Genomic DNA, 23415 nt, shown 5'->3' with positions numbered 1-23415 from the left:
CCCCGAGCGCGGTCGTAGGCGTTGAAGTAGGCGATGACCTGCTGAATTGCCTGTTCGTAAGGGGCGGGGGAGGGAGAGCGCGTTGTCACTGGTGATGTCTCATCCGGTCGGAAGCTACTGGTCAGAGGGGAGGGCCACGTCGAGGAACTGCTCCAGGCCCAGCTTGCGCAGAACGCGAAGACTTTGCCGGGTGCCGTGTGTGATTACGAGCCGCTTACTGGCCATGCGGGCGTCTCGCGCGGTGGTCAGGAACACGGCAGCGCATTCGGGGGATAGGTACGTGACTTTGCTCAGGTCGACTTCGAGTGTGGCGGGGTTACGAGCGAGAGCTCTCGAAAGCCTCCGACGGAGTCGGTCGGCCTTGTGGTGGTCGAGACTGCCACGCAGCCGAACGGAATCGGGGGTGTGCGGGCGGAGGAGAAATGAGAGAGGCACAGGAAGCCTTCCGAGTACGAATTCACTGTCGCCGACCAGACTTCCCGGCACGCCAGCTGCCTCCACGGGGTGGCGAGGCGAGCCTGCGTTCATGCTAGCCCCCAGTGAGCAACTGGACGTGACCGGTAATGCCAGTGAGCTGGGAGGGGTCGAGGGATCCTTTCGCCCTTCGGCCGACGTATGGGCCCAAAGAGCCGGCTGCGCGTTGGTTTGTACTCCCGGGCCGGGGTGAGGGAGGTACGGTGGCGGGAACATATCTTGCGATGTGCGGTGTGCCGGGAAGTCTGGTCGGCGGGTGCTGAGTTGTTCCCTCGTCGAAGCCGGAGAGTCCGTGTTGCTGCTGCCCGCCCTCGTGATCATCGCCGCCCTGCTGATACGAGTCGGCATGGCCGAGTTGAAGGAGCCTGGGTGCGTTCGGCGGGAGGTGCGCTTTCTCCGGAACGGCCGTGCCGTATGTGTCGGCCTGTTTGCGCTGGTGCACACTGCCGTTGTGGCTTGGGTCCTCGGGAGCCCTGGCGTTTTTCTGTGGGCGCTGTTGGCGGGGCTACTGGTTGCCTTCATCGTTGATCGGGTGTTGGAGCGATCCTGAAGCGTGACGAACGGCGCTTAGAACTCCCACCGAAATGATCTTCGAGATGGTGGGTCACTCCGGGACTGTTGATCCGGGGGTGCGAGGTGGCTCGGCCGCAGCCATGGGAAGTCGACGATGGGCGCTAGGTGGTGATCGAGGAGCAATTGTCAATAGTTGTGGATCAGTTCCGTGTTCGACCGCTCGTAGGGTTGGTCGTCTCCATAAGGTGGCGCAGGCGCCTGATCTCGGCGATGAGACGGGGGACGGAGCTGCGGGCGGCTGCGATGAAGTGCGCGTTCTCGTCCCATCGCTCATCGGCGGCATCGACATAGCGGGGTTGTTGGACGAGGGTCGCTGCCACGATGTCGTGATGGTCGAAGCCAGGCCACCGCTCGCTGAGGCCAGTGTCGGGCACGGTACTCACGGCGACAATGCTCATGGCGTCGGTATCGTCGAGGCTGCGGACGAACCACGGGCCGGGAGTCGCGGCCCCTGCCAGCTCGTCGAGTTCGTCCAGTTCCTCTTCGGTGAGGGGATCCGGGGCGGTCATCAGGCCGCGACCTCGTTTCGCTCCACGAGCTGGCCATTCTCGAACATCGAGCCCGCGCGGACCAGTGCCACCAGGTGTGCGCCGGTGATCGCCCGCCAGCGGGCCTGAGCGGTTTCCACGAGCTTGAACACCATGGCGAGGGCCGCGGCCGGGCTGCCGGCGCCGCGAGTGACCTTGGTGCGGAGCTTGACCGCGTCGTTCGACCCTGGCGGAACTCCTGCACCTCGCGGTAGCCCAGCCGTTGCGGTACGGCGCGGCGGAGCCGGCGGTCCTGGCCCGCCTCTACATGCTGCTACGTGAACTGGCGTGGCACAGCAGGCCCGAACAACGCCCCGCCATCGCCGACCAGCTTGCGCGAGTACGTTCCGCTGCCGAGCGAGAAGAATTCCACCCCAACGACAGGGCAGACCTCACCCACCTCGCCGACAGCGTCGACCAAGCCCTGACCGGCAACTGGCCCCCCATCACACCCTGATGCACGAGCAAGCCACACTGCAGCCGGAGCAGGGAGCAGAGCGAAGGCCAACCGGCTCATACGTATCGGGCCATCTGAGAGGGCGGTCCGGGAGGTTATGTCCGTTCCGGGTTGAGGGTGAATAGGCCGGGTTGGCTCTCGGTCAGGATCTGCCGATTGACCAGGCGTTTCAGCTTGGCTCGGACACCTTCGGTGTCTTTGGGTTCGGTGTCATGCGGCAGATACGCCCGCTGACACCCGGTCCGGTTCTGATAGAAGATCGAGTTCAAGATCTCCCGCAACGAGTTACGGCCCTGATGCCCCGATACCGCAGCGTCGGCTGGCCGAAGCCATGGATCACATCCACTCTCTGGAGCACGACAACGACATGCTCGCCCGCATCGTGAACTTGCTCGCCACCGAGAACACCCAGTTCCCGGAGCCGCTCCACACCGCCCCATCAGCCGTCGTCCGCCCTCTCCGCCAAGTGCCGATGTAGCCCCAGCGACTCCATCGGCAAGCTCGGGCGCCGTGATACATGTGGTGGCCACCGTTTCTGCCGGGCAGGAACCGTTGCGTACCAGACGCCAGCAGATCACTTCGGCACCGCCACCAGCCCGTTGTCTGCATACGTGTCGCCGAAGGAGCGACACCGAAGCGGCGTGTCAGCCGATGTGTACGGGCGCCGCGTCCTCGGTGCGCTGCTGGGGGCTTGCGTTGAGCGTGGTGACGGTGATGACCAGCGCGGCCAGCAGGAAGCCGACGGCGGAGGCGAACGCGACGGTGTAGCCGTGGGACAGCGCGTCGGCCGCCCGCTGGATCAGGGGCTGGTCGCCGCTGGCCAGGGCGCGGAAGAACGCGACGTCGGCGTGCGGCAGTTTGTCATCGGCGGCGCTGGTGGAGACGGTGGCCAGGACGGCCAGGCCGACGGCGCCGCCGATCTGCTGGGCGGTGTTGAGGATGGCCGAGGCGATGCCGGTGTCGTTGCGGTCGACGCCGGAGATCGCGCCGAGCGTCATCGGCAGGAAGCTGGCGCCCAGGCCGAGGGCGGTGATGAACATGGCCGGCATCAGGTGGGTGAAATACGACGAGGACGGTTCGAGTGGGCTGAACCAGAGCATCCCGCCGGCTGCGACGACCAGGCCGGTGCCGGCGAGCGTGCGTGGCGAGAACCGGCCGGCCAGGCGTGAGCCGATCCCGGCGGCCACCCCCATGCCGAGGCTGAACGGCAGATAGGCGAACCCGGCACGAACCGGGCTGTAGCCCTTGACCTGCTGCATGAAAAGCGACAGGAAGTAGAAGGTGGCGAACATGGCCGCACCGACGAACAGCATGGTGACGTAGGACCCGGCCCGGTTGCGGTTACGCAGTAGCCGCAACGGCAGCAGCGGGTGCCGGCTCCTGCGCTGCGAGCGCAGGAAGGTGATCAGCAGGATTGCCGCGACGGTGAACATGCCGAGGGTGACGGGGTCGGTCCAGCCGCGGTCACCGCCCTGGGTGATGGCGTAGACCAGAGAGGTCAGGCCGCCGGTGGCGGTAGCCGCGCCGCGCACGTCCAGTTCGCCGTGCAGCTTCTCGCCGCTGGCCAGCACCCGGGCGCCGAGCAGTACGAGCACGCCGATCGGGACGTTGACGAACATCACCCAGCGCCAGCTCAGGTAGTCGGTGAGCACGCCGCCGAGCAGCAGGCCGACGGTGGCGCCGAGCCCGGACATCGCGGCGTAGACACCCATCGCCCGGTTACGGGCGGCACCCTCGGCGAACGTGGTCGCGATCAGCGACAACGCGGTCGGCGCGATGACGGCCGCTCCGAGGCCCTGCAGGACCCGGGCGGCGATCAGCAACTTCACGCTCGGGGCCAGGCCGCCCAGCAGGGACGCGCCGGCGAACACGGTCAGGCCGATCCGGAATACCCGCCGTTTGCCGTAGAGGTCGCCGGTGCGCCCGCCGAGCAGCAGCAGCCCGCCGAAGGCCAGGACGTAGGAGTTGACGATCCAGGACAGGCCGGAGGCGGACACCTCGAGGTCCTTCTGGATGCTCGGCAGCGCGATGTTCGTGATCGTGCTGTCCAACACGACCATCAGCTGCGCGGCCGCGATGACGATCAGTGCGAGGGCCGGATGGGTGGAGGTGCGCGGCGGAGCCAATTGTGCGGGGATGGACATCAGAAACTCCAGAGCTAGACGGATGTTGAGTTTTCATGAAGGCGCGCGACAATATCTCAACGGTTGTCTAGTTTTTCAAGTAGGGGTGTGCCGGCTTGTAGGATCGGATGCCGACGTACGGAAGGGTGCTGCACGATGACCGAGGCCGCCGCAGGGGCTCCACAGGGTGAACGCAAGGGCGAGCGCACCCGGCGGCGCATCCTGGAGGCCGCTCGCGCCCTGTTCGCCGAGCTCGGCTACGAGCGCACCACGATCCGTGGGATCGCCACGGCGGCCGAGGTCGACAAGTCGTCGGTCCTGCAGTACTTCGGCAGCAAGCAGCAGCTGTTCCGGGCCGCAGTGCACTGGCACATCCCGATTGCGGAGCTGACCGCCGACGATCCGGCGCAGAGTGTGCACAACTTCATGCACGGCATGCTGAGCAGCTGGGCCGCCGACCCGAACAGTCCGATGGCGGTGCTCGTGCGCGCGAGCATGACCAGCGAAGAAGCCGCCGAACTGCTGCGACATCACATCACTACCGAGGTCGTCGACGCGATCGCCGGGACCGTTGACGATCCGGAGGCCCACCTGCGCGCTTCCCTGGCCGGCGCCATGATGATGGGCATCGCCGCGCAGCGCTACCTGCTGCGGATGCCCTACATCGCCGACGCCGACCTCGACGACGTCCTGCGCCTTGCCGGCCCGGCCATTCGCAACGTCATCGCCCCGCCGGCCTGACGCCTACGCATCGGCGCCGATCGCCGGCACAAGCTCGGCTGCAAGGATGCTGAAAGCCGCCTGCTCGAACTGCTCTCGCTCGCCCTGTCGGCAGGTGCGCGACGGCACACCGCATCATGAAGTGCTCCCCCCCGGCTCGCAGCGTGGCGTGCCGGGGGTCAGCGGCTGGCCTCATCGAGGCGTACAGATCCCTGACCACGTTCCGCGAGGCCGTCGTCCAGGTTCAACAGACCACGCGCCTTCATCCAGAGGCAGCCGCAGTCGATACAGCCGACGAGCTGATGCTCAGGGTTCTCGATGAAGCGCTGGCGGCCCTCCAACTCCCGTTTCCAATCGCGAGACATGCCCTCAGTCCCGCCGGGTCGGCACCTGCCGATCGGCAGCGTCGCGACGATCTCCGCGACCTCGGCAAGGTGAATGCCGAGTCACCGAGCAACGAGGATCAGCGAGACGCGGCGCAGCATGTGCCTGCGGCCAGACACTGGTTGCCCTCACTGTGCTCTGCGACGATCAGCCCTTTGCTCTCGTAGAAACGCAGAGCGGGGGCCGCCATCCGGTACGGGCGGTGACCTCCCCCAGCGTCAGCAGATCCTCCGGGCTCGCCTGCTCGGAATGCTCCGCCGTCGTACGCATCACATCCTCGCCGTGCCTTCTCGCCGTACCTAGAAACTGAACCCACGATGAGATCAATAGGTCAGCGTCGGGGCAGCCTTGCTCCACCGGCTGGTGTCGAGTTCGTCGAGCAGGAAGTTCGCCAGATCGGCGCGGCTGAGCCGCGACCCACCGGGCGGGTTCTTCCCGTCCTCGACCCGGAACGTCCCGGTGGCCGGCTTGTCGGTGAGGTAACCGGCGCGGACCAGAGTCCAGTCGAGCCGGCTAGACCGCACGATGTCCTCCATCACGCCCATGTCCTCGTACAACTCACGCAGGAACAGCGGAATCATCAGCCGGAACCACCAGGGCAACCCGGGGTCCTTGGGCTCCACCCCGCCGGAGGAGACGACGATCAACCGCTGCACCTGAGCGTCCTGCAGCGCAGTGACTACCGCCTGGCCACCCTTGGAGTAGATGCCGTTCGGATTCCGGGCCGTGCTGCCGATCGCGGAGATCGCCGCGTCGTGCCCGACAGCGATCTCCCGCAGCGGGCGGCCATCGGCCAGCACGTCGGCGGGTTGCAACGCGAGATCGGGATGTGACGGCAGCCCGTCGAGGTGGCGGGCCACCGCGGTCACCTGGTACCCGCGGTCGAGCGCGCCGGAGACCACGAGGCGTCCGGTGCCGCCACTGGCCCCGAAAACGATCAGCTTCATACGAATTCCTCAACCTGGTGGGTTCGTCGCAGGCAGGTCCCGGCAAGGGCGGAAGCCTCACCGGCAACCCAAAAAATAGACAAGCGTTGAGATATTAGTCAGGCCGTTCCGGGGAAGCAACCCCGGCGCTCACCGCAGCGGCGACGTCACCCAGAGTGAGTCGATCTGCACCCGAGCACTGCCGCACTGGGGGGCGGTTTGTGTGCTGTCTGTAGTTCGTCATCGCTCGATGCCATGACCTTTGAGCTGCGCCGATGCCTGGTTGGTGGGCATGCTGGTTGAGCAGGTCATGGGCGAGCGGAGGGCGTACCCCAGCGATCTCACCGATGAGCAGTGGGCGGTGGTGGGCCCGTTTCTGGACGCGTGGAAGGCAAAGCATCCGTCGGTATCGGGGCATCAGGGCCGTTACTCGTTGCGGGAGATCTTGAACTCGATCTCCTATCAGAACCGGACCGGGTGTCAGCGGGCGTATCTGCCGCATGACTTGCCGCCGAAGTCCGCGACGTACTACTACTTCGCGTTGTGGCGTGACGACGGCACCGACCAGGCCATTCACGATCTGCTGCGCTGCCGGGCGCGGGAGAGGGCTGGCCGCCGGGAGGATCCGTCCGCGATCATCTTGGACACCCAGCCGATCCGGGCCGCGAGCCGTGTTCCGGCCGCCACGACCGGCAGGGACACCGGGAAGAAGGTGTCAGGCCGTAAGCGAGGGCTGGCCCTCGACGCTCTGGGACTGATCATCGCGGTGGTGGTGACCGCGGCGTCGGTCACCGACACCGTGATCGGGGTGCGCCTGCTGGACAAGGTCGTCGAGCACACCCCGACCGTCACTCGGGCGTGGGTGGACGCCGGGTTCAAGCACGACCTGGGCATCCATGGTGCCGTGCTCGGTGTCGATGTCGAGGTGGTCAAGCGATCCGACACCAAGCCCGGGTTCGTGCCGATCGCGAAACGGTGGGTCGTCGAGCAGGTCAACGGCACGTTGATACTGCACCGGCGCCTCGTGCGTGAGTACGAGAGTCGCCCGGAGCCATCGGTATCGCGCACGTTGTGGGCCTCGACAGCCAACCCCGTGCGTCGGCTGACCAGCACGAGCACACCGTCATGGCGGTGACCTGGGCGTGAATACCACGACCGTTCTCGACCTGATCGCCGCCCGCGAAATGGCCGCGTCGGCTGCCCGCGACGAGTTACTCCAGCAGTAGGCCAAGCTTGCTGCCGAGGCGGCCGCCATAGACGCGGAGCTGGCCGACCTGGCCACTACCCGTCAGACACTGACCAAGATCCTCGAAGACGAGATGACCTCATCCGTCGTGGTCGTAGCCTCGGTCGGCGAAGACCGACTGGGGCTTTCGGCGGGGCCGTCCCGGCCGGCCGCGGAGAGGCGGGACGGCGTCGAGCAGCGGCATGAGCTGGGTGACGTCGTTGCGGTTGCCGCCGGTGAGGATGACCGCGAGCGGGGTGCCGTGGCCGTCGGTGATCAGGTGATGCTTGGAGCCGGCCCGTCCTCGGTCGACTGGCGACGGTCCGGTCTGGAGCCCCCTTTTAGGGCCCTGACGTGGCTGGAGTCGACGACCGCTCTTGACCAGTCGAAGCGGGCGGCGGCATTCAGCTCGGTCAGCACCTCGTGTAGCCGTTGCCAGACGCCGGCCTTGTTCCAGTCCCACAGCCGTCGCCAGCACGTCATACCGGACCCGAAGCCGAGCTCCTAAGGCAGGTGTTCCCACTGAATGCCGGTTTGCAGCACGAACAGAATCCCGCACAGCGCCTGCCGGTCCGGGACCGGCCTTCGGCCCGGGAACCTGAACCGCCTCTCCCGCTTCGGCAGCAGCGGCTCGATCCGCTCCCACAGGTCATCCGACACGATCCACGGCGAAGCCCCCATGGCCCGGACAACGCCGAACCCACCGACCGGACACGGCCACCAGGACCGATCCACCTCATTGTGTTAGGCGTACTAAGAGGTCATCTCATTTGGTTGAGTAGGCTGTCCGCTGTGGTGGGGATCGTTGAACGGCTGGTGCCGGACGAGTTGTGGGAGCTGTTCCAGAGGGTCGTGCCGGAGGCGCCATCGCGGCCTCAAGGTGGCGGGCGGCGCCGGCATGGCGACCGTGAGGTGCTGGCAGCGATCGTGTTCGTGGCGACGTCGGGCTGCACGTGGCAGCAGTTGCCGACGTCGTCGTTCGGACCGTCCGGGGCGACAGCTCACCGCCGGTTCACCGAGTGGACGAAGGCTCGCGTGTGGGCCAAGTTGCACCGCTTGGTCCTCGACGAACTCGGGTCCCGCGGGGAGTTGGACTGGTCCCGCTGCGCGATCGACTCGGTGAACATGCGGGCCCTGAAAAAGGGGACCTGACAGGTCCGAATCCTGTCGACCGAGGCAAGTATGGCTCGAAGATCCACCTGATCACCGAGCGGACCGGTCTGCCCCTGTCTGTCGGCATCTCCGGTGCCAACGTCCACGACAGCCAGGCCCTGATGCCGCTCGTGAAGGGCATACCGCCGATCCGATCCCGGCGAGGACCCCGTCGGCGCAAGCCCGGCAAGCTGTACGCCGACAAGGGATACGACTACTCCCACCTGCGGCGATGGTTATCCCAGCGAGGCATCCGACACCGCATAGCCCGCAAGGGAGTCGAGACCTCTCAGCGACTCGGCAGGCACCGCTGGACCATCGAACGCACCATGGCTTGGCTCGCTGGATGCCGTCGCCTCCATCGTCGCTACGAGCACAAAGCCGAGCACTTCCTCGCCTTCACCAGCATCGCCTGCACCCTCATCTGCTACCGCCGACTCGCCAAATGAGATGACCTCTAAGGGGCGACGGGTAAATGCGTCAAGGCGCACGACCCCCTCCCGTCAGGACGGCGCCGGCACCTGGGGTGTTCCACTCAGAGACGCTGAGACCACAGCCCCTACTGGATCGCCGGTCAGTCCCCGCTAACCCGGACGTGGGCATTCTGGTGGCGGAGCCGGCCACAGCTATCGACCTCACCGTGCGGGTCAGGGCTACGTCCAAGAGGTCGAAGTCGTGGGTGAGAGCGGGAGCCGACCGAGATGCTGGGCGAGGTAGTTCGTGCCGATGCTGAGGAAATCGACGCGCTCAACGAACTGGTGGATGGCCGAAGCACAGGCCGGAACTTCAACCATCACCCCAAAGGGGAAGGTGGGACGAGGTCCGGCAGGCTCAGGCGCGGGACCCTGCATCCCGAGGGGCACTTGTACTCACGCGGACAGGTTCAGCGCCAGCATGTCCTTGTCACCGCCGCTGTCCAGCGTTCGCAGGGCCACAGGTGAATCTCCCCACTCCCCCGAGCGATGTCACGGCAAGCCCGGACTTCTCCCTGTAGCCGTAGCCATCCAGGGCAGGGAGACTGCCGGCGGTCAGCGGTAGGGCGTGTAAGCGTGTTATCCCGTCGCTGTGCGGTGAAACTGGGGGCGTGAGTATCAGGAGCCAGCATCCGGCGAGTGCGGATCAGATCTTTCGAGCCCTGGTTGCGCTAAAGGCGGAGCCTGTACTTGATCCGGAGTTGCGTCCGGACGGTCCGCAAGAAGAAGACCGCTTGCGATTGCTCGGTTCTCTGCTGGCCAAGGTGGAACTAGAGATCACCGCTGCGACCAGGCTGGATGAAGGCGAAGAAGCTGACGATGTCGCCCACACGTTGACGGGGTGGATGGAACAGGCTGGTCCGACCGCACTAGAGGTGAACGTGCTACTCAATCGGTTGCAGCGTACCGCCCTGCACCTCATTGGGCCGGGCCGAAGAGGAGATCCCCCGGTTGGCCGCAGCGCAGCCGCGGCAGCCGTGGTCACGGCGGCCGGCATGCTCAGCGCTCACCTGGCGTTCGAAGGCGGGGAGACCGACAAGACCCGGCGGGCTCTGGGCAGCACAGAGTCGCCCATCATCGCAATCTTGGAGGGCATGCACGCACTCCGAGTAGCCATCGGTGATGCGGAGGAGTAGCTACACAACTCGATGGCGCGGAAGACAGGCACCGTCACCGAAGGGCCCGCCCTAACTGCTCGCGAGACCCCCGGGCTGGGCGGCGGGAGAGGCGTTCCCCCGGCCAGCTTCCGACAACCTTGGAACTCCGTTTCGGCCCTCGCACGACGTTCCTGTGATCGTCTTGCAGCCTGCGAGGAGGAGGTTGCCGATGCATAGTCGCCGATGGCCGCATCGCAGGCGGTGCCCGTGATCGGATCAGCCTCGGCGCCTTGCAATTCGGCATGGCGTGCCCGTTCCGTCTGTCTGCCTGTCTGTCCAAGCGCGCACGACGATCAAGTTGTCGCAATGCTCACTAGCCGTTGTCCAGTGCTGTCCGGTTGAGCACTGTCCCTCACCACAGCGGTTCTTGCGCGAACCGGCGGGAGAGTTCAGGGCCAGTCCCCGTTGGACGTCGATCCGGTCGAGGCGTTCACTATAGATACGGCGTAAAAATTTGGAGGATGCCATGTTTGTCGTCGGCCTCATCATCCTCGTCGTCGCAGTTGTCGTGGGCGTGGCCGGTGTGCTCAGCAATGCCGGCAGCGGGCACGAGCTTTCCTCCTTCACGGTGTTCGGCTACCACGTCACTGGTTCTACGGGCACGCTCTTCCTGTCTGGCATCATCGTTGGGGCAGCGGCCATGATCGGGCTGAGCCTGTTGCTTACTGGCTATGGACGCACCGCCCGTCGAGGCCGTACCGCGCGTCGCGGGCTGGATGAATCCCAGCGCCGGTCGGCAGCCATCAGTAAGGACCGTGACGATCTGGTCGTCCAGCGCGCGGCTGAAGCGGACAGGAACGAGCCCACCGGCGATGAACACCAAGGCGCCAGGGAGCACAGTCGATGGCGTCTTTTCGGACACCGCCCGGCCCACAGGTGACCTCATGAAGGACGTTTGTACGCCGCGCCAGTGTCAGATGGCCGGATACGTATGAGCCGGTTGGCTTTCGCTCTGCTCCCTGCTCCGGCTGCAGTGTGGCTTGCTCGTGCATCAGGGTGTGATGGGGGGCCAGTTGCCGGTCAGGGCTTGGTCGACGCTGTCGGCGAGGTGGGTGAGGTCTGCCCTGTCGTTGGGGTGGAATTCTTCTCGCTCGGCAGCGGAACGTACTCGCGCAAGCTGGTCGGCGATGGCGGGGCGTTGTTCGGGCCTGCTGTGCCACGCCAGTTCACGTAGCAGCATGTAGAGGCGGGCCAGGACCGCCGGCTCCGCCGCGCCGTACCGCAACGGCTGGGCTACCGCGAGGTGCAGGAGTTCCGCCAGGGTCGAACGACGTAGGACGACGCGGATCCGGCCGTGATCGTCGTACAGGAGCAGAGGGGACAAGTCGCGCTGCGCGAGATCGGACAGCAGCGCGGAGGAATGCGAGAGCGCATGGACCGCGGTGGTGGGGTCGTTGATGCCGGGGGAGAGCGCCTTGATGGCCACATCGGTGAGCTGGCGCAGACCGTAGGCGATGTCCTGGTCGGGGATGAGTTCGGACTCCGTGGTGAGAGCACTGGCGGCCTGCTCGACCAGGCGGTGCCGCGTGTGCGGGGCGAAGGGCTCGCCGGTGCGGGACCAGGCGGCGCCAGCTGGAGTGCCGGCAATCAGTGAGCTTCCTGGGCAGCGGTCGATAAGGACGACTGCGTCCGCGTCGATGGCTGCGGCGAGGAGCGTCTTTCTGTTCACGGCGGCCAGAAAGCCTGAAGCTCCGGCGGGCAGGGGCAGTGCGTCGGAAGGGGGCAGTGCGCCGGAGGGGAGCTGCGACTCCTCTGTGCGGCGCCCGGACGAGGGGCCGGATTCCGTGAGGAGCTTGCGGATGGTTCCTTCGGCGTCTCGGTGGACGTCTCGCAGCATGGTTTCCACTCGGATCTTGCGTGCCAGGTGGGACAAGAAGACCACGAGCGCGAACACACTCGCCAAGGTGAGGAGGAAGGCCACGGTGACCGACAGTTGCGGAACGAACATGGCTTGTCCACTGGCCTCAGTGCGTACCGTGCGCAGCACGGTCAGCGCGTAGGTGAAGGTCGCGAGGAAGAGTGCCAGCGTTGTCTGCACATAGCGGTCCTGGCTGAACGTTCGCAGCAGACGAGGGGAGAACTGGCTGCTCGCCAGCTGCAGAGTCACCACCGTGAGCGAGAAGGTCAAAGCCGTGACACTGATCAAAGATCCGGCGATCGCCTCCAAAACGGCCCTCGCCGCAGACGGACCGCCCCCGAACAAGTACTCAGCGAGCGAAGGCCGGATGTCGCGCAAGATCCGCCTGTCCAACCGGGGCAGGCCCACGCCTGCGGCGACCGCAAGCAGGACACCCAGGGCTGGTAGCGGCCACAGCTGCGCCCGGAGCGCATCACGCATTGACGGAAGGCGGACCACTACGCTTCTCGCGGGTTCGTCATCGGATGCAGCACAGCCCAACCCTGAGATCTGGCAGCATCCGAAGACCATGCGGACATGACGGTTCCGGCCGCAAAAGCCAGGACCCTCCGGTCAGCGCCGCTAGTCTGCTGCCTCATCTTGACCGCCGCTCACCCTCCATGGACAGCGCCTCCAGAAGCCGATCGGCTGTGATCACTCCGCAAACACGTCGCCCTGCATCGTCACCTTCGGCCACCACGGCTAGCGGACTGCCGGTTCTGGCCATTGCGGTACCGACCTGGAGCGCCGTGGCCCGGGGCCCAACGACAAGAGCCGGCAGGGCCTCTTGTGGAAGCCAGGAAGCGACCGTGACTCCTGCCAGTGCTTGCGATGTTCGACGGTGATGGAGCAGGCGCTCGCGATGTGCTCGCGTCAGCAGCTGAACCAGGCACGAGGCTGGTACAACAGCACACGGCCAACCAGTTCCGTCCATCACCAACAGCGCGGGCATCCGCTGTTCAACCATGAGGCGTACGGCCACCAGCGCATCATCGTCGAGGGTGACGGACGCATAGGGTGCGGCCAAAGCACGTGCAAGCAAAAACGCCTCCTCCGCCACCCGATTGCATTTGACTCGCCGTTCCTGCATGTCTTCGGCCGATCGGCCGGAGACATGCAGGAACGGTCCGGCACTTTCCCAAGCCGACCGCGCAGGGAGAGACGGGTCGCGGTACGACCGCTCAGTTCGTCGCCTTGCGTGCTCGTGCCTGGGCCCGGCATCTCATCCGTTCCGGCTGCAGACCCAGATCCGCAGGTCAAAACGATCACCGAGGCGGCGACAGTTCGGCGAGGAACGCCGGCATGCGCCAGGTAGTTGACCCTCGGCGGGTGAGGGCCAGCAGGGGACCCGGCCGCTACGGAACAAGCACTGGCCGGCTCGCTCGGTGACGGAGTAAGGGCAGCAAGACAAAGTCGTGGACCATCGCAGCCTCGCCGAACCAGGTGCCTGCCAATATGTCCCCGCGCAGCCGGATCGACCGGCTGCGAAGAACTGCCACCCGGACGGTCCGGACCGTCAAAACTCGCCTCCACCCCAGGACACCTCCCGAACACATGACGGCCTGGCGGGCCAAACAGTGAGGAAAAACATCCCGCACCCAGCGTCAGGAACTCTCCAACGACACTCCGGCTCCAACAGGCGATACCGCAGCTCCCACCCAGACCACCCGAATGCCGGAAGAGCAGTTGCACTGATCCGGGATCGCGGCTTCAGGGCTGCCCAGGACACCGATAGTTAAGAGCCCGGAGCTTCTTCAGTCGTCGCCAGCAGATGATGCTGCAAGCGAGGCCGAGGAAGGCTTCGTGGATGTCGTCCCGGATCTCCCAGCGGATCCGCAGGCGGCGGAACCAGCGCAGGTGAGCGAACGCGCGCTCCACGACCCATCGTTGTTTGCCGAGCCCGGAACCGTGCTCGGTGCCCCGTCGGGCGATCTGCGGCTTCACGCCGAGGTCCCAGACCAGACGGCGGAGTTTGTCGTGGTCGTAGCCGCGGTCTCCGAGCACCACGTCTGGGCGGCGCCGGGGCCGACCGCGCTTGCCCCGCACCGGCGGTATGGCCTCAAGCAGCGGGATCAGCTGGGTGACGTCGTTGCGATTGCCGCCGGTCAGGGTGGCGGCGAGTGGGATGCCGGTCGCGTCGGTGATCAGGTGGTGTTTGCTGCCCGTCCTGCCCCGGTCGACAGGACTTCGTCCCGTCTTGGAGCCCCTTTAACGCGCGGATGTGGGAGCCGTCGACCGCCGCGCGGGAGAAGTCCAGGGCGTTCGCGCTGCGGAGCTTCGCGAGAAGTACCTCGTGCAGCTGGGGCCAGACACCCGCCTCGGTCCATTCGGCCAGGCGGCGCCAGCACGTCATGCCGGAGCCGAAGCCGAGTTCCTGCGGAAGGTGTTCCCATGCGATCCCGGTGTGCAGCACGAACAAGATGCCCTGAAACACCAGCCGGTCCGGATGCCGCTTGCGCCCCGGATGTCGAGCCCGACGCTCGACCCTGGGCAACAGCGGCTCGATCACCGCCCACAAGTCGTCATCGACTTCCCACGGCTTCGTCCGCGCCACCCTACACCTCCGGATCATTGGTCCCGGAGTGATCCAATCACCTCGAAGATCATTTCGTTAGGAGTTCTAAGGGTCGTTGCCCCTTGCTCCACCCGTCCGACGTGTCGGCGGCGAAGGGCTGACCGCCGCGCTGGAGCAGGCAGCCGCCCAGGACGAGGAAACCGGCGTCCCAACTGCCTGGTGGGGGCCGTCGTGGACGTGCTGGATGCCCGGGTGTCCGCGCGTGTTCGCCACCGCTGTCGCGGCCCGTGATCACGTCAGGACAGCGCGAAGTAGCGCAGCCAGACGTAGACCAGGGAGACGCTCACCGTGGCGGCGGTAACGACCAGGCCGTACTTGGTGAACTGCCAGAAGCTGATGGGCCGGCGGCTGCGTTCCGCGATGCCGAGGACGACGACGTTGGCGCTGGCGCCGATGGCGGTGGCGTTGCCGCCGAGGTCGGCGCCCAGGGCGAGGGCCCACCACATGACGTGGTCCTTGCCGCCGCCCATGTGCTGTACGAGGTCGGCGGTGATCGGGGCCATCGTGGCGACGTAGGGGATGTTGTCGACGACTCCGGAGAGGACCGCGGAGGCGCCCAGCAGGGTCAGGGAGCCGGCGAGTTCGTTCGTGCCGATGAGGGTGGCCAGGCCCTTGGAGATCTCGCTGATGACACCGGTGTGGATGAGGCCGCCGATCATGATGAAGAGCCCGGCGAAGAACGCCAGCGTGGGCCATTCGACCTCGGCCAGCACCTCACTCGTCTCGGCCGTGGAGACGGCGATGAGCAGGCCCGCGCCGAGGAGGGCGACGATGCTCGGCGCGTAGTGCAGCACGGGGTGGAGGACGAAGCCGACGACCACCAGGGCGAGGACGACCAGACCCTGGACCAGCAGCCTGCGGTCCTTGATGGCTTCGCGTTCCTCCAGCGCCATGATCTCGGCGGCGCGGTCCTCGTCGTAGACGAAGGACGAGCGGAACATGAGCCGGCAGAGCGCGATCAGTACCGCGACCAGGACCACGGCCAGCGGAGCCAGGTGGACGAGGAAGTCGTTGAACGTCAGGCCGGCCCGGCTGGCGATGATGATGTTCGGCGGGTCTCCGACCAGGGTCGCGATACCGCCGATGTTGGAGGCGAACACCTCGGCGATCAGGAACGGGGCGACGGGCAGCGCCAGCCGTTCGCAGACCAGCAGCGTAACCGGGGCGACCAGCAGGACCGTGGTGACGTTGTCGAGCAGTGCCGAGGCGACGGCGGTGAGGACGACCAGCATGGTCATCACCCGGAAGGGGCGCGCTCTGGCCCGCTTGACCGCCCAGATCGCCAGGAACTCGAACATGCCCGTCTTCTTCAGCACGCCGACGATCATCATCATGCCCATCAGCAGGAAGATGACGTTCCAGTCGATGCCGGAGTCCTCCGAGTAGAAGGCCGAGACGTCGTCCGTCGCCCCGAGTGCCAGCATCAGCCCCGCGCCGCCGAGGGCGACGGCGACGCGGTGGATCTTCTCGCTGATGATCAGGGCGTACGCGCCGACGAAGACGACGACCGCGGCCCAACTGTGCCAGTCGTTCACGATCCCGAGGTTCCTCCGGTTCCTCCGAGGGGTTGCAGATCCTTGGCCCGGCCGCTCTCCTCGCCCCGGCCGTCCTCCTCGCCCGGGATCCCGGCCAGGTCCTCGACGTCGAAGGCGCGGGCGATCGGTACGTCCGTGGAGCTGTGGGCGATGATCGAGAAGGCGATGCACACGGCGATCAGCGTGAACGCCTCCTCCCCCTGCGGGATGCCGGACTGCAGGACCAGCAGCCCGTACACGACCGACGCGAAGCCCTTGGGTCCGAACCAGGCCGCCACCAGCTTCTCCTTGCGGGAGATTCGGGTACCGAGCAGCGACAGCAGCAGGGAGGCGGGACGGATCAGGACGATCGCCAGGACGACGGCCGCGTAGCCGCCGAGGGACAGGTCGCCGAAGAGCCGCGGGGTCAGCAGCGCGCCGAAGACCAGCAGCGCGGCGAACTTGGCGAGTTCGGCCAGGGCCTCACCGAGCGGCTCGAAGGACGCCTTCGCCTCCGGAGAGGTGTGCGCCAGCGCGGCACCCGCCGAGAACGCCGCCAGGTAGGGGTTCGCGTGGGTCAGGTGGCAGGCCGCGTACAGGAGGACACCGATGGCCAGCGGCAGCAGGGGCTGCAACTTGGGCTCGGCGCCGAGAAGCCGGAAGCGTACGAGGCCGTTCACGACCAGCGGCAGTGCGATGCCGAGGACCAGGCCGAGCAGCAGCTCCAGCGCGATCTTTCCGGGGGCGGCGGCCGCGGTGCCGGCCGTCGGACCGGCCGCGGCGATGAGCAGCAGGACGACGGGCAGGGCCAGTCCGTCGTTGACGCCGCTTTCCACGTTCAGCAACTGGCGCAGCTTGGCCGGTACTTCGGCTCGCCCCACGATCGCCGAGGCGAAGACCGGGTCGGTCGGGGCGAGGACCGCGCCGACCAGGAACGACGTCGTCCAGTCCAGCCCCGCCACGTAGTGGGCGACCAGTCCCATGAACACGAACGCGAGGGGCATGCCCAGCCCGAGTGCGCGTGCCGGGTTCCTCCAGTTGGCCCGCAGCCTGGGCAGCGACACGTGCATGCCGTCGGTGAACAGCACCGCGAAGAGAGCGAGGTCGGCCGTCACGGACACGATCCCGCTGTCCGGCGTGATGTGGATCAGCCCCAGGAACCCGTCGCTGACGAGCGCACCGCCGACGAGGAAGAGAAGGGACGTGGACAGCACCGTCCGCGCCGCCAGGCCCGACAGCAGCACCGCCACCAGCAGCGCCACGCCGAACACCATCACGAGTACCATGCCGGCACCCCCCGATCGGAAGAGAGAGTTGTCCTCTGTTCGCCGACCAGACTTCCCGGCACACCGAGGGGAACCCTACAGGCCCTTGACGCGGTATTGACAGTTTCCTTACGGGCACTGTGCCGACGGAGGGGTTGCCGGGTTCCGGCAACCAAGGGGTGTCGAGCGCGGCCTCACGATCCGCCAGAACCGCATTTCACCGGCCCTGTCGGGGTACCGCTACCCGCAGAAACGGCTTCCGGGTCGCGGAAAGCCTCAGGACGTGGCCGCGAGCAGCCGTTCGAGGAGGTGCGAGGCGGTGATCACGCCGAGGAGCCGTGCTCCGGCCTTGTCCTTCTCCACGACCGCCACAAGAGGGCTGCGGGCCTGCGCCATCCTGGCGGCGACCTCCAGCGCGGTGTCGTCTGCCGCGGCGACGGCGGGGGGCGGCACGGTCTTCGTCAGACAGTCGCGCACCTTGAGCCCGGCCAGGTTCGCGCACAATCGGTCGGCGTGGCGTTCGTCCACCACCGCGGCGAGGGTCGGGTCCTCGATGACGTAGCCCGGCACCAGCAGCCTGACCATCTGGGAGGCGGGCAGGATCGCCTTCGGCGCGCCCTGTTCATCGAGCACCAGGAGCGCGGGCAGCCGGTATTCGGCCAGTAGCCGCGCGGCGTCCAGCGCGTCATGGTCGAGGCCGACCGTCTCGTACTCCACCGCCAGGTCACGTGCCCGCACAGCCGGCTCCCGTCCCGCGTCCGACGACGTCGCGGCCTCGCCTCTTCGGCATGGTCCGGAAAGGGAGGGCCGCGGGAGCACGATACCGCCGCACCCGCTGCCGCTGCCGCTGCCGCTGTCCGGCCCGCGCGAGGCGGGTCGGGACGAGTTCACTCGGGTTCACGGGGGAACCGGCTCCGGCAGACCTGCGGACCGGGCTGGGTGTCGCGTTCGTCGCGCGGGGCGGCGGCCTCGATCCGTACGGTGTCGGGCCCGTCCGCCATCCACCGGCGGTCCCGGCGGACCAGTACGGCCGTGTCGACTGCCACGACCAGCATGGCGGCGGCCAGCGGGAGCAGGAACGCGAGCATCACTCCTCCTTCCGCCCGGCCGTGTGCCGGGCGAGCGTGGTCCGGGGGGCGGTGGCCCGGTCGATGGCCGACTCGACGGCGGCCACCCGGTCGGCGAGCAGGCCGAGTGCGGCGACGGCCCGGGTGAGCGGGTCGTCCTCCGGGCCGCCCAGGACCTGTGCGCGGACGTGAGCGGCCTTCAGTTCGGCCCACCGACCCGCCTGGACGGGAGTGAGCGTGCCGCGCAGCTCGGCCAGTTTCAGCAGGTTCGCCTCGGCCCCGCCGGTCAGGGTCTGGGCCTCGGCGGTGAAGTGGTCGTCGATGAGGGCGCCGAGTTCGGCGTCGTTCATCACGGGACGGATCCGGCCGGCGATCTTGTTCAGGGTGCGGTACGAGCCCTGGAGGCGGAACGGGGGCTCGGTGCGGGTCGCGTCGGACTGCGCGGCGGAGGCGATGTAGGCGGCGTTGACCGCCAGCACCGTCTCGCGTGCCGCGAGCAGGTGACGCACCACGGCCACGATGCGCTCGGTCTCGGCGGGGGCGTAGGGATGGATGAACCGGTCGGCCCGTGCCGTGGGGTCGCCCTCGGCGAGGCGGACGAACAGCTCGACGTCCGCCCGGTCGCGGCCCGCGAGCGGGGCGAGCACCGGGTTCGAGGTGAGGGCGTTCTCGAGGAAGCTGTACGCGAAGACGTCCTCCTTGCCGGTGAGGACGTCACCGAGATTCCAGACGTCGGCGCGGTTGGCCAGCATGTCCGGTACCTGGAATCGCGCACCGGACTCGGTGTAGGGGTTGCCGGTCATGCAGACGGCGAAGCGTTTGCCGCGCAGGTCGTAGGTGCGTGCCTGCCCGTCCCACACGCCGTCGACCCGGCGGGTGGCGTCGCACAGCGGGATGAACTTCTGGAGCAGTTCCGGGGAGGTGTGCTGGATGTCGTCGAGGTGGAGGAGGGTGTTGTTGCCCGCCGCCAGCGCGAAGTTGATCTTCTCAACCTCCTGGCGTGCCGTGGCGTTCGGTGCCTCGGCGGGGTCGAGCGAGGTGACAGCGTGCCCCAGTGCCGGGCCGCTGACCTTGACCAGCATCAGGCCGAGACGGTCGGCGACGTACTCCATCAGGGTCGTCTTGCCGTAGCCGGGCGGGGAGAGGAGGAGCAGCAGCCCGCCGGTGTCGGTGCGCTTGGCGTCGCCGGACGTGCCGAGCTGCCGGGCGAGGCTGTCGCCCACGAGCGGGAGGTACACCTCGTCGACGAGTCGGTTGCGGACGAAGGACGCCATGGGGCGCGGGCGGTGGTCGTCCAGTCGCAGGCGGGCATGTTCGGCGGCCAGCACGGCGGTGCGCCGACGCTGGTGAGTGCGGAGGGCGGGTACCTCCCGTTCGGCGAACCGCTGTGTGCGGGTGAGGAATTCGTCGATGCGGAGGGTCAGCCTGCCGTCGGTGACGCGCGGATGCGTGCCGAGGAGTCCCTCGACCGTCGCCGCAGAGGAGGCGTCGGACTCGTAGCGGACGAGATCGGCGCACAGTTCGGCGGCGACCGCCTCGGCCAGGTCTCCGGCGGTGAGTTCCGTGCCCGTGGAGATGGCGTACGCCGACAGCCAGGCTCCGGCCAGTTGGTGGCGCGCCACGAGGTCGTCGAGAGCGACCAGGTCTTCGGCGTACGCCGAACTGCCTGCCGTGGCGCGGAACTTGTCGAGTAGCGCACGGGTGTCGGCCGCCAGGACGAAGCCCTGGGGTCCGGTCGTCAGCTCCTCGAAGAGGTAAGCGGCGCACGCGGCGGGGTCGGCCTGCCGGGTCCATGCCGCGATCGCCTCCGCCAGTTCCTCCTGCAGTTCGGCGATCGCAGGTGACAGTCCGAACGTGTCGCGGGCCCGGGCGAGGGACACGGCGCGGCGGGCCCAGGCGGTCCGGGCTCCGGCTGTCGTGCCGTGCGCCCAGAACATGTGGGCGGCGGCGCGGGCGGCGGGTTCGTGGCGCAGGGTGCCCGCCCGTTCGTACAGCGGGAGGAGGGCGGTGAGGATCAGCGTCGCGTCGTGGTCGTGGACGCCGTGCTCGTAGCCCTCGTCGTACGCTTCCCGCGCCGTGCGGCGCACGAGGTCCGGAAGGTCGGCCGTCGTGAGGGCCTCCGCGTCGTGTTCCCGGAGCAGGCGGGCGGCGAGGTGTTCGGCGCGGCAGACCTCGGGGGACTCCGAGGGCAGGCTGCGGTGCCAGTACGGGCGGGCGGCCGTGATCTCCGGGTCGGTGACCGGGGAGCGGTAGTCGGTGCCGGTGAGTGCGAAGGCGAGGCCGTCGCCGTGCGGGACCAGGGTGAGGTCGAGGGGCTGGGTGGTGACGGCGAAGCGATGGCCGCCCAGGCGGAGGGTGCGGCCTCCATCGGTGTACAGGTCGCCGCGGTCGCGCAGCGCGCGGGACGCCTCCTGGCGCGCGGCTTTCAGCCTGCCGTCGAGTTCCTCCGCCCGTACCGGGTCGCCGAGTCCGCGCAGTTCGTCGGCGCTGCGGCGGACCTTGGCGGCCATGGGGTCGGAGGCGAAGTAGGTGCTGAGGGCGTCCGTGTCCGGCAGGGTGGCGGCGCGCCGGGTGACCGTCTCCAGGGCGCGGTCGGCGGAGGCCGCGACCTGTTCCGCGCGGCGAGCCCGGGTGTCGAGAAGGGACTGCTTGCGGGCGGTGAACGCCTCGTGGATCTCGGTGCGGCGGTCGGCGAGTACGGCGAGGAGGTCGTCGGCGTCCGCGAAGCGGGACTCCAGGTTCTCCAGCCGGACCAGGCTCGCGGTGAGCTGCTCGTCGCAGGCGTCCGGGTCGTCGGCCGCCGCGAGTGCGCCGGTGACCGCCTGGCCGAGCAGGGCCAGTTCCGCCGCGAACTCGGCGCGCCCCTCGCTCTCACCGAGGCTCCGGCGGCGTGCGTCGAGCAGGGCACGGGCGCGGTTGACGCCGCCCAGCACGTCGGCGACGCGCTCCAGGACGGACATCCGCACGGTGCTGTCACCGATGTCGAGGCCGGCGACGACCTCGGTGACCGTCCGCAGCGCCTCGGCGAGGTCGTCGATGCGGGCGGCGACGGGCGCGGCCTCGGCGGCGGTGGTGATCGCCTCGGCGTCTTCGGCCAGCCGCTCGACCTCGGCGTGCTGCTCGGCGAAGGCGTCCTCGCGGGCCAGGGAGGAGACGGCCCGTTTCCCGAAGGCGGCGAGGTCGGCCTCGGTCGCTGAGGCGAGGGTGTCGATGCGGGCGGTGTCCGCGTACCGCGTCTCTCTCAGCGTCAGCAGGCGGCCCTGCGCGTGCCGCAGTTCCGTCAGTCCGCCGACCCAGGCCGCGGCGCCGCGGGGCGCCTCTCCCCTCAGGCGACGCACCACTGCGGCGAGGCGTTCGGCGGCCTCGTCGAATGCCTCGGCGGCCTGCCGGGTCAGGGCACGGACCGTCCGGAATTCGTCCACCACCTGCTCGGCGGTCTCGCGCACACCACGCAGCGGGGTGAGCAGGTCGCCGAGGTCCGGTTCGCCCAGCCAGTGGTGGGCGTCGGCCGTCCGGACGCAGTCTGCGACCAGCGCTTCGTACCGCTCGGTCGTCGCGGAGGTCCCGGCTGCCAGACGGCTGACGGACAGGCAGTCCGCGATGCCCCGGACGAGGCCGGCGTTGCCGACGCGCGCCAGCGGCCAACTGCCCTCGCCGGCCGCGGCGTGCGTGTCGGAGACGTACGGCGAGGTCCACATCTGGACCGGGTGGATGTGAGCCGGTTCGTCCTGCTCGGCCCGCAGGAGCACCAGGGTGCCGTCGTCGAAGGATGCCCAGCCGTGGCAGGGCATCGGAGCGGCGACCTCCTTGCGGATCGTGTTGTACGACAGCAGCAGGCCGCGCTCCCCGGCGCGGGAGCGGAAGGCGTACAGCACGTCCTCGCCGTACGGGGAGCGCACCTCGCGCTCGAATTCCAGGTCCGTCGTGTCGAGGTCGAAGGTCTTGTGTGTGCCCGCGGCGAGGCAGTAGCCGCCGGGGAAGACGACGCCCTGGTCGTCGGGCAGGCGCCGGCAGCCCTGTCCGATGCCGTCGAGGCGGACGACCGTCCTGGTGAGGGTGTTGAAGACCAGGTGGCGGTCGGTCTCCTCCTTGTAGGGACGGAGCCGCAGCAGGATCAGCGCGCCCACCCGGGCGTGGGCGACACCGGCGTCGGCGAGGGACTGCAGCGGCTCGGACACCGGCTCGTCGTAGAGGTCTTCTCCCGCCTCCGTCCGGACGGTGAGCAGGCCGCCGACGGTCGAGACACGCACCTCACCCTGGACCAGGGCGTACGGGTGCGCGCCCGCGACGTGTTCCTCGCGAGTGGTCTCCGTCCACGTGAAGTCGTGGGAGTGCGCGTGCTCGTGGTCGCGCTCGCCGCGCGCGTCCAGGAACTGCGCGCGGCCGTCCTCGGCCAGTGTCCAGCGCAGCACCCGGATGTCGTCCGTCCTGTCACCGGTCTGGAAGACGGCCAGGAGCCGGTCGTCGGCGCGGAGGAGGCGGAGGAGACGAGCCTGACGGTAGTAGCGGTGCAGTGCCGTGAACTCCCGCAGGAATCCCGGGTCGTCCAGCAGGCCGGGGACCGCGTCGTCGGGCAGTCGGCCGAGGTCGCGGTCGTACAGGGCGAGCAGGTCGGCCGGCTGCTTCCCGGGGCGGCTGCCGTTGTACCCGAGCAGCAGGCGGTCCCCCACGGCGACGACGTCCTGGGGAAGGCGCGGGTGTCCGGTGCGCAGGTGTCCGGTGCCGGTGAGGGCTAGCCGGGTGGCGCCGAACTCCGCGGCGCGGCGGTCGTTGAGCCGCTGCGCCGCGGCGGCGAGCTCGGCTGCCCGGGCGGTGAGGCGGTCACGCAGCACCTCGTACGTCCCAGCGTCGACGGCGTCGTACGTCTCCGCCTCCACGACGGTCGTCATGGGTCGCGTCCCTTTCG

General features: G+C 68.2%; 21 protein-coding genes and 3 pseudogenes. 7 read left to right on the top strand and 17 right to left on the bottom strand.

The window, feature by feature from the left end; genetic code table 11:
* Positions 1-114: 114 nt before the first annotated feature.
* A complete protein-coding gene (locus HEK131_RS30365; RefSeq protein WP_432215667.1) occupies positions 115-528 on the bottom strand; it encodes an STAS domain-containing protein in 414 nt (137 codons plus the stop codon).
* 238 nt (positions 529-766) lie between these two features.
* Between HEK131_RS30365 and HEK131_RS22390 the strand changes: the two genes are divergently transcribed.
* Positions 767-1024, top strand: coding sequence for a hypothetical protein (locus tag HEK131_RS22390; RefSeq protein WP_244336794.1), 258 nt, complete (start codon positions 767-769; stop codon positions 1022-1024).
* A gap of 163 nt (positions 1025-1187) precedes the next feature.
* Here the strand turns inward: HEK131_RS22390 and HEK131_RS22385 are convergent, their stop codons facing one another.
* From HEK131_RS22385 to HEK131_RS30235, 3 genes and pseudogenes are all read right to left on the bottom strand, one after another.
* Positions 1188-1556 carry a hypothetical protein gene (locus tag HEK131_RS22385; RefSeq protein ID WP_244336793.1) on the bottom strand — a complete coding sequence of 123 codons (369 nt, stop codon included), beginning with the start codon at positions 1554-1556 and terminating at the stop codon, positions 1188-1190.
* A pseudogene (locus HEK131_RS22380) lies at positions 1556-1747 on the bottom strand (IS256 family transposase); the annotation flags it as partial. The pseudogene HEK131_RS22380 and the gene HEK131_RS22385, both read right to left, overlap by 1 nt.
* Before the next feature lie 481 nt (positions 1748-2228).
* A pseudogene (locus HEK131_RS30235) lies at positions 2229-2342 on the bottom strand (transposase); the annotation flags it as partial.
* Between the two features lie 20 nt (positions 2343-2362).
* On the opposite strand from HEK131_RS30235, the gene HEK131_RS22375 reads away from it, so the two are divergent.
* On the top strand, positions 2363-2509 hold the full coding sequence (locus HEK131_RS22375; protein ID WP_244336792.1) for a hypothetical protein: 147 nt from the start codon (positions 2363-2365) through the stop codon (positions 2507-2509).
* Positions 2510-2675: 166 nt separating this feature from the next.
* Here HEK131_RS22375 and HEK131_RS22370 read toward each other — a convergent pair whose 3' ends face one another.
* The gene (locus tag HEK131_RS22370; protein WP_244336791.1) at positions 2676-4175 is read right to left on the bottom strand and encodes an MFS transporter; all 1500 of its coding nucleotides are present in this window, start codon (positions 4173-4175) and stop codon (positions 2676-2678) included.
* A 135-nt stretch (positions 4176-4310) separates the two neighbouring features.
* On the opposite strand from HEK131_RS22370, the gene HEK131_RS22365 reads away from it, so the two are divergent.
* Complete coding sequence (locus HEK131_RS22365) at positions 4311-4895, top strand: TetR/AcrR family transcriptional regulator (protein ID WP_244336790.1); 585 nt, start codon at positions 4311-4313, stop codon at positions 4893-4895.
* A gap of 158 nt (positions 4896-5053) precedes the next feature.
* Here the strand turns inward: HEK131_RS22365 and HEK131_RS22360 are convergent, their stop codons facing one another.
* Together HEK131_RS22360 and HEK131_RS22355 are read right to left on the bottom strand one after the other, a co-directional pair.
* Positions 5054-5239 carry a hypothetical protein gene (locus tag HEK131_RS22360; protein WP_244336789.1) on the bottom strand — a complete coding sequence of 62 codons (186 nt, stop codon included), beginning with the start codon at positions 5237-5239 and terminating at the stop codon, positions 5054-5056.
* Between the two features lie 342 nt (positions 5240-5581).
* Positions 5582-6205 (bottom strand): NAD(P)-dependent oxidoreductase, encoded by a 624-nt coding sequence (locus HEK131_RS22355; RefSeq protein ID WP_244336788.1) that lies wholly within the window; start codon positions 6203-6205, stop codon positions 5582-5584.
* A gap of 289 nt (positions 6206-6494) precedes the next feature.
* Between HEK131_RS22355 and HEK131_RS22350 the strand changes: the two genes are divergently transcribed.
* On the top strand, positions 6495-7319 hold the full coding sequence (locus HEK131_RS22350) for an IS5 family transposase (protein WP_244452120.1): 825 nt from the start codon (positions 6495-6497) through the stop codon (positions 7317-7319).
* A 196-nt stretch (positions 7320-7515) separates the two neighbouring features.
* Here the strand turns inward: HEK131_RS22350 and HEK131_RS22345 are convergent.
* Positions 7516-8090: pseudogene (locus HEK131_RS22345) on the bottom strand (IS5 family transposase); the annotation flags it as partial.
* 120 nt (positions 8091-8210) lie between these two features.
* On the opposite strand from HEK131_RS22345, the gene HEK131_RS22340 reads away from it, so the two are divergent.
* Positions 8211-9010 (top strand): IS5 family transposase gene (locus HEK131_RS22340; protein ID WP_244452119.1). Its coding sequence is split into 2 segments (ribosomal slippage): positions 8211-8550 and positions 8550-9010, totalling 801 coding nucleotides; the frame shifts between segments, so codons are not numbered across the junction.
* Positions 9011-9214: 204 nt separating this feature from the next.
* On the opposite strand, the gene HEK131_RS30360 is transcribed toward HEK131_RS22340, so the two are convergent.
* The gene (locus HEK131_RS30360; protein WP_432215666.1) at positions 9215-9412 is read right to left on the bottom strand and encodes a putative PEP-binding protein; all 198 of its coding nucleotides are present in this window, start codon (positions 9410-9412) and stop codon (positions 9215-9217) included.
* A 233-nt stretch (positions 9413-9645) separates the two neighbouring features.
* Between HEK131_RS30360 and HEK131_RS22335 the strand changes: the two genes are divergently transcribed.
* Together HEK131_RS22335 and HEK131_RS22330 are read left to right on the top strand one after the other, a co-directional pair.
* Positions 9646-10170, top strand: a complete 525-nt coding sequence (locus tag HEK131_RS22335; RefSeq protein WP_244336787.1) for a hypothetical protein — start codon at positions 9646-9648, stop codon at positions 10168-10170.
* Positions 10171-10657: 487 nt separating this feature from the next.
* Positions 10658-11071 (top strand): hypothetical protein, encoded by a 414-nt coding sequence (locus tag HEK131_RS22330; protein ID WP_244336786.1) that lies wholly within the window; start codon positions 10658-10660, stop codon positions 11069-11071.
* A 111-nt stretch (positions 11072-11182) separates the two neighbouring features.
* On the opposite strand, the gene HEK131_RS22325 is transcribed toward HEK131_RS22330, so the two are convergent.
* The 8 genes from HEK131_RS22325 to HEK131_RS22290 all read right to left on the bottom strand — a co-directional run bounded on the left by HEK131_RS22325 (position 11183) and on the right by HEK131_RS22290 (position 23398).
* Positions 11183-12529 (bottom strand): DUF2254 domain-containing protein, encoded by a 1347-nt coding sequence (locus tag HEK131_RS22325; RefSeq protein ID WP_244336785.1) that lies wholly within the window; start codon positions 12527-12529, stop codon positions 11183-11185.
* A 154-nt stretch (positions 12530-12683) separates the two neighbouring features.
* Complete coding sequence (locus tag HEK131_RS30175; protein WP_279614291.1) at positions 12684-13022, bottom strand: hypothetical protein; 339 nt, start codon at positions 13020-13022, stop codon at positions 12684-12686.
* A 776-nt stretch (positions 13023-13798) separates the two neighbouring features.
* Positions 13799-14660 (bottom strand): IS5 family transposase gene (locus HEK131_RS22315; RefSeq protein WP_432215665.1). Its coding sequence is split into 2 segments (ribosomal slippage): positions 13799-14296 and positions 14298-14660, totalling 861 coding nucleotides; the frame shifts between segments, so codons are not numbered across the junction.
* A 239-nt stretch (positions 14661-14899) separates the two neighbouring features.
* Entirely contained in the window at positions 14900-16198 is a 1299-nt protein-coding gene (locus HEK131_RS22310; protein ID WP_244336783.1) for an SLC13 family permease, read from the bottom strand.
* Complete coding sequence (locus tag HEK131_RS22305; RefSeq protein ID WP_244336782.1) at positions 16195-17463, bottom strand: cation:proton antiporter; 1269 nt, start codon at positions 17461-17463, stop codon at positions 16195-16197. Before HEK131_RS22305 ends, HEK131_RS22310 begins: the two co-directional genes overlap by 4 nt.
* Positions 17464-17718: 255 nt before the next feature.
* Positions 17719-18180, bottom strand: a complete 462-nt coding sequence (locus HEK131_RS22300) for a CBS domain-containing protein (protein ID WP_244336781.1) — start codon at positions 18178-18180, stop codon at positions 17719-17721.
* Between the two features lie 149 nt (positions 18181-18329).
* Complete coding sequence (locus HEK131_RS22295) at positions 18330-18530, bottom strand: hypothetical protein (protein ID WP_244336780.1); 201 nt, start codon at positions 18528-18530, stop codon at positions 18330-18332.
* Positions 18530-23398, bottom strand: coding sequence for a DNA repair ATPase (locus HEK131_RS22290; RefSeq protein ID WP_244336779.1), 4869 nt, complete (start codon positions 23396-23398; stop codon positions 18530-18532). Before HEK131_RS22290 ends, HEK131_RS22295 begins: the two co-directional genes overlap by 1 nt.
* Positions 23399-23415 lie beyond the last annotated feature (17 nt).

It is taken from the genome of Streptomyces seoulensis (assembly GCF_022846655.1).
In the GTDB taxonomy this organism is placed as follows: Bacteria; Actinomycetota; Actinomycetes; order Streptomycetales; family Streptomycetaceae; genus Streptomyces.
The sequence above is the reverse complement of the archived record's forward strand: the minus strand, read 5'-3'. Positions and strand labels throughout refer to the sequence as shown.